The sequence below is a fragment of the uncultured Maricaulis sp. genome (assembly GCF_905480005.1).
Lineage (GTDB): Bacteria > Pseudomonadota > Alphaproteobacteria > Caulobacterales > Maricaulaceae > Maricaulis.
The window spans coordinates 1-4178 of sequence record NZ_CAJQOO010000148.1; the positions used below are offsets into that span (position 1 = coordinate 1).

The 4178-nt window shown below is 63.9% G+C and carries 4 protein-coding genes and 1 pseudogene; 3 read left to right on the plus strand and 2 right to left on the minus strand.

The window, feature by feature from the left end; genetic code table 11:
* Positions 1-242: pseudogene (locus QZ266_RS12950) on the minus strand (MFS transporter); the annotation flags it as partial.
* Positions 243-429: 187 nt separating this feature from the next.
* On the opposite strand from QZ266_RS12950, the gene motA reads away from it, so the two are divergent.
* From motA to mnmD, 3 genes are all read left to right on the plus strand, one after another.
* Positions 430-1302, plus strand: coding sequence for a flagellar motor stator protein MotA (motA, locus tag QZ266_RS12955; RefSeq protein ID WP_295695821.1), 873 nt, complete (start codon positions 430-432; stop codon positions 1300-1302).
* A gap of 120 nt (positions 1303-1422) precedes the next feature.
* Positions 1423-1989, plus strand: coding sequence for an alpha/beta hydrolase (locus tag QZ266_RS12960; RefSeq protein WP_295695823.1), 567 nt, complete (start codon positions 1423-1425; stop codon positions 1987-1989).
* The gene (gene mnmD, locus QZ266_RS12965) at positions 1986-3728 is read left to right on the plus strand and encodes a tRNA (5-methylaminomethyl-2-thiouridine)(34)-methyltransferase MnmD (RefSeq protein WP_295695824.1); all 1743 of its coding nucleotides are present in this window, start codon (positions 1986-1988) and stop codon (positions 3726-3728) included. Before QZ266_RS12960 ends, mnmD begins: the two co-directional genes overlap by 4 nt.
* Positions 3729-3738: 10 nt before the next feature.
* On the opposite strand, the gene QZ266_RS12970 is transcribed toward mnmD, so the two are convergent.
* Complete coding sequence (locus tag QZ266_RS12970) at positions 3739-3978, minus strand: hypothetical protein (protein WP_295695826.1); 240 nt, start codon at positions 3976-3978, stop codon at positions 3739-3741.
* Positions 3979-4178 lie beyond the last annotated feature (200 nt).

Below are 4178 nucleotides of genomic sequence, written 5' to 3' on the forward strand. Positions count from 1 at the left end.
CCGCGCCGGTCGGACAGCGCCCCCCAGATCGGGGTCATGGTCATGAAAAGCACCGCCGAGACCGTGTAGATCGCACCAACCCAGTATTCCGGTACGGCCAGGCCCCGCGCCAGTGGCGGCAGGATGGCGAACAGCATGTTATTGCCGATACCCGTCGCCATCAGGCACAGGAAAAGCAGGCGAAAGGCATTGCGCCGCTCGGTCTGGCTGGACGGGTTGGACGGATCATAGGGCGGCGTCATGGCGGCAGAACTAGACCGCCTCCCGGCAAGCGTCCAACACCAAAACCGAAAGACGGCTATCTGTATTTGCCGACCGCCACCGGTAAACAGCCATCTAACGCCCGTTCAACCGGACATTAAGCTTACCGCGCCATAGTACGCTCAAATCGGGTGGAAAAACCGCCTGGCAGATGTGGTGGACGGGTAGATGTTTCAGATTATCGGCATTGTCGTCGTTTTCGTGATGGTGTTTGGCGGCTTTTCGCTCGCCGGCGGTCATTTCGACGTGATCATGAAGGCCTTGCCCTTCGAGATGATGATGATTGGCGGCGCCGCCGTCGGCGCTTTCCTGATCGGGAACAAGCCGAAAACGGTGATGAAGACGCTGGGCGACCTGTCCAAGATCTTCACCGGCTCGAAGTGGAAGGGTCAGGACTATACGGACCTCTTGTCACTCTTGTTTTTGCTAACAAAGACAATGAAGACAAAAGGGGTGATTGCGCTGGAAAGCCATATCGAAAACCCCAAGGACAGCACGATTTTCACGCGTTATCCGCGCATCATGAAGGACCATTTTGCGGTCGACTTCATCTGCGACACGCTGCGCATGATGACGATGAATCTGGAAGACCCGCACCAGGTCGAAGATGCGATGGAAAAACAGCTGGAAAAGCACCATCACGAAGCTGCCGACCCGGCGCATGCCATGCAGACCATGGCCGATGGCCTGCCCGCTCTGGGCATTGTCGCGGCCGTGCTGGGCGTCATCAAGACGATGGGCGCGATCGAGAGCCCGCCGGCCGTGCTCGGCGGGTATATCGGCGGCGCGCTAGTCGGGACTTTCCTCGGCGTCTTCATTGCCTATGGCTTTGTCGGCCCGTTCGCGGCGTACATGCAGGCCGTCTATGACGAAGAGCATGCCTTCTACAAGATCATCATGGATGTGCTGGTGGCTCACCTGCACGGCAATGCCGCCCAGATCTCCGTCGAGATCGGTCGCGGTGGCGTGCCCTCCAAGATACAGCCCAGCTTTGCCGAGCTGGAAACAGCCCTGGACGCAATTCCCGTCGAAGCCGCCTGATCAAACAAGGCGCACACGGGTTACTGGCGCGGAGTCTTTCGACTCCGCGCCCTTGTTTTTTGTGCAATCCCTCAACCCGCCGGGGCTGGCAGCGCCGCGATTTGGGTTTAGAAGGGCGGCATGAAAATCAAGGACAGCGAAATCCTCATCGTGCCCGGACTGGGCAATGCCTCTCCCTTTCATTGGCAGAGCCGCTGGCAGAATAATATGTCCACGGCGCGCCGGGTCGAGCAGGATGATTGGGACCAGCCCCGGCGTGATGCCTGGACGGCCCGTCTGGTCGACGAGGTCGAAAAGGCCAAAAAGCCCGTCATCCTCGTGGCACACTCTGTTGGCGTGCTGACCGTGGCCCATGCCGCGCCCTCCCTGGTCGGCAAGGTCGCCGGGGCTTTCCTGGTCGGTGCTTCGGACTGGGAGCGACCCAAGCTCAAGGACAAGTATGGCGATCACGGGTTCGACCCGGTGCCGCGCGTGCCGCTGGGCTTTCCCGGCCTGATGCTCGCCAGCTCCAATGATCCGACCTGCAAGTTGATCAAGGCCGAGGCCTGGGCGCGCGACTGGGGCGTCCGTTTCGGGGATGCCGGCGAGGCCGGACATTTTGAACCTGAAAGCGGTCACGGGCCCTGGCCGGAAGGCCTGATGGCCTTTGCCAAATTCACCCAATCCCTGGATCCGCAGCCGGGATGACGACGGACGGTCTGTATTGTGCGCCCGCCGTGCTCGACTGGTCGCAGGCCAGCGGACCACGGGCCAGCGATTATGGCGACGTCTATTTCTCCGCCGAGGATGGGCTCGCGGAGACCCAGGCGGTTTTCCTGAAAGCCTGCCAACTGCCCGAGGCCTGGGCAGGGCGCCAGCGATTCGTGATCGGGGAGCTGGGCTTTGGCACGGGCCTCAATGCGTTGGGGCTTTGGCAACTCTGGCGCGATGAAGGTCCTGCGGACGGCTGGCTCGACTTGATCTCGGTCGAAAAACACCCGCTCGACCGCGACGCGGCGGCGCGGGCGCTTGCCGCCTGGCCGCATCTTGCCGATCTGTCCGCGCGCTTGCTCGCACAATGGCCAAGCCGGCTGAAAGGCCCGCAAAGGCTGGTTTTCCCCGAGGACCGCTTCGCCATCACGATTTTCCAGGACGAGGTCGAGGCGGCGCTGGCGCAGATGAGAGGGCCGGTGGATGCCTGGTTCCTTGATGGTTTCGCGCCGGACCGGAATGCCGCCATGTGGTCGCAAGACGTGTTCAACCGGATCGGTGAATTATCCGCTCCCGGTGCCCGGGTCGGAACCTTTACCGTCGCGGGTTTTGTCCGCCGGGGACTGGCCGAGGCCGGGTTCGATGTCGCCAAACGTCCCGGCTTCGGGCGCAAGCGCGAAAGGCTGGAAGCGGTCTGGCCGGGCCAGCCAGACAGGTCGGGGCGGGGGATTGAGGTTGGTCCGGTCGCCGTGGTCGGGGCCGGTATCGCCGGGGCATCCCTGGTTCATGCATTGCGCGCGCGCGGCGTTGAAACGCTGCTGATCGATGCCGGCGGCCCGTCTTCCGGCGCGTCGGGTGCGCCCGCCGGCCTCCTGACGCCGCGGCTGGAGAAGGCCGATCGACCGCATGTCCGCGCCCTGCTCGCAGCCTTTGATTTCGCGCGCCGCCTCTATGACGGGCGGGACGGATTTCACGCTGAACCCGTCACTCGCCTGCCCCGGGATGACCGTGAGGCGGACCGTTTCGCCGTGCTTGCGGACTGGATGCCCGATCATCTGGTCTGGACAGGCACGCAGCTGGAACTGATCAGTGCCGGCCGTTTCGAGCCTCGCCGCCTCGTCAGCGCGCTGATGGAAGACCAGCCGTGCCGATCAGCCCGCATCGCGAAAATTGAGGCCGGGACTGGTGTCGTTCGCCTCCTGGATGGCGGCGGCGGGCATGTGGCGGAGGTCGCGCATGTCATCCTGGCCGCGGGGGCCGGAATGGCGGACTTTCATGGCGATATCGAATTGAGCGCCGGACAGGTGGCGGTATTCGATGGCGAGGCACCGGAAAACCCGGTCAGTTGGGGCCATTATGCCTGCCGGGCCGGGAACGGCGTTCTGGTCGGAGCGACTCATGTCCGCGGTCAGCATGTCCTGCCTGATGAAGACGCTGACGCTGGTTTTCGTGCCGCCATGGCAGAGCGATTGCCGACGGTCAAACTGGGCCCGGTTCAGGAAAGGTGGGGCGGTGTCCGCGCCGCGACTCCGGACCGCCTGCCCCTTGTGGGACGGGCGGGAGCGGGCCTGTCTGTTCTGGGAGGGCTGGGCTCGCGCGGCTTCGCGCATGCGCCCCTGCTGGCCGAAGCGCTGGTCAGTGACCTGACCGGGGGCGGGGCTGTACTGGAAAGGGCCGGACTCGCCGCGCTCTCACCGGAGCGCTTTGCCGAACGGCGCGCCCGCAAGGGCCGCTAGTGGCGGTCAGTTAGAGGGTCACGCGATAGCTGGGCGTTTCGACCGCGCCGATCCGCAAGACGGCGAGTGGACAGCCGGAGTTCAGGCATTCCACATGCAGGTCGATATCGAGGCCGCGCTGGCGCGAGACTTCCAGTTCCACCGGGCCGACCGAGACGGCCACTGCGGCGCCCGCCGCATAGGGAAGCGCCACGGGCAGGCCCAGCGTGCTCGTAATCAAGCACCCGATCAGCGCTGTCTTGGTCAACATCTGTCTCTCCGCGAATGTGTGCCTCGATCCTGTGATGCCACCAATGCGCCATTTGGATGCAAGGCGTGCGGCAAAAGCGGCGCGGCTTTTGCACGGGTCGCGGGCAAGCGCGCGATCTGACGCGTATCGAGACAAGAGTGGTGCAACATGGTCATGGCTACGGGTGAGAGTTTCGTCGACCGGCGTACCGGTTCGCGACA

Excerpts from the sequence above, each read along its gene's own strand:
- QZ266_RS12970 (WP_295695826.1), bottom strand. The coding sequence starts at position 3,978 with ATGTTGACCAAGACAGCGCTGATCGGGTGCTTGATTACGAGCACGCTG.
- QZ266_RS12960 (WP_295695823.1), top strand. The coding sequence starts at position 1,423 with ATGAAAATCAAGGACAGCGAAATCCTCATCGTGCCCGGACTGGGCAAT.
- motA (WP_295695821.1), top strand. The coding sequence starts at position 430 with ATGTTTCAGATTATCGGCATTGTCGTCGTTTTCGTGATGGTGTTTGGC.
- mnmD (WP_295695824.1), top strand. The coding sequence starts at position 1,986 with ATGACGACGGACGGTCTGTATTGTGCGCCCGCCGTGCTCGACTGGTCG.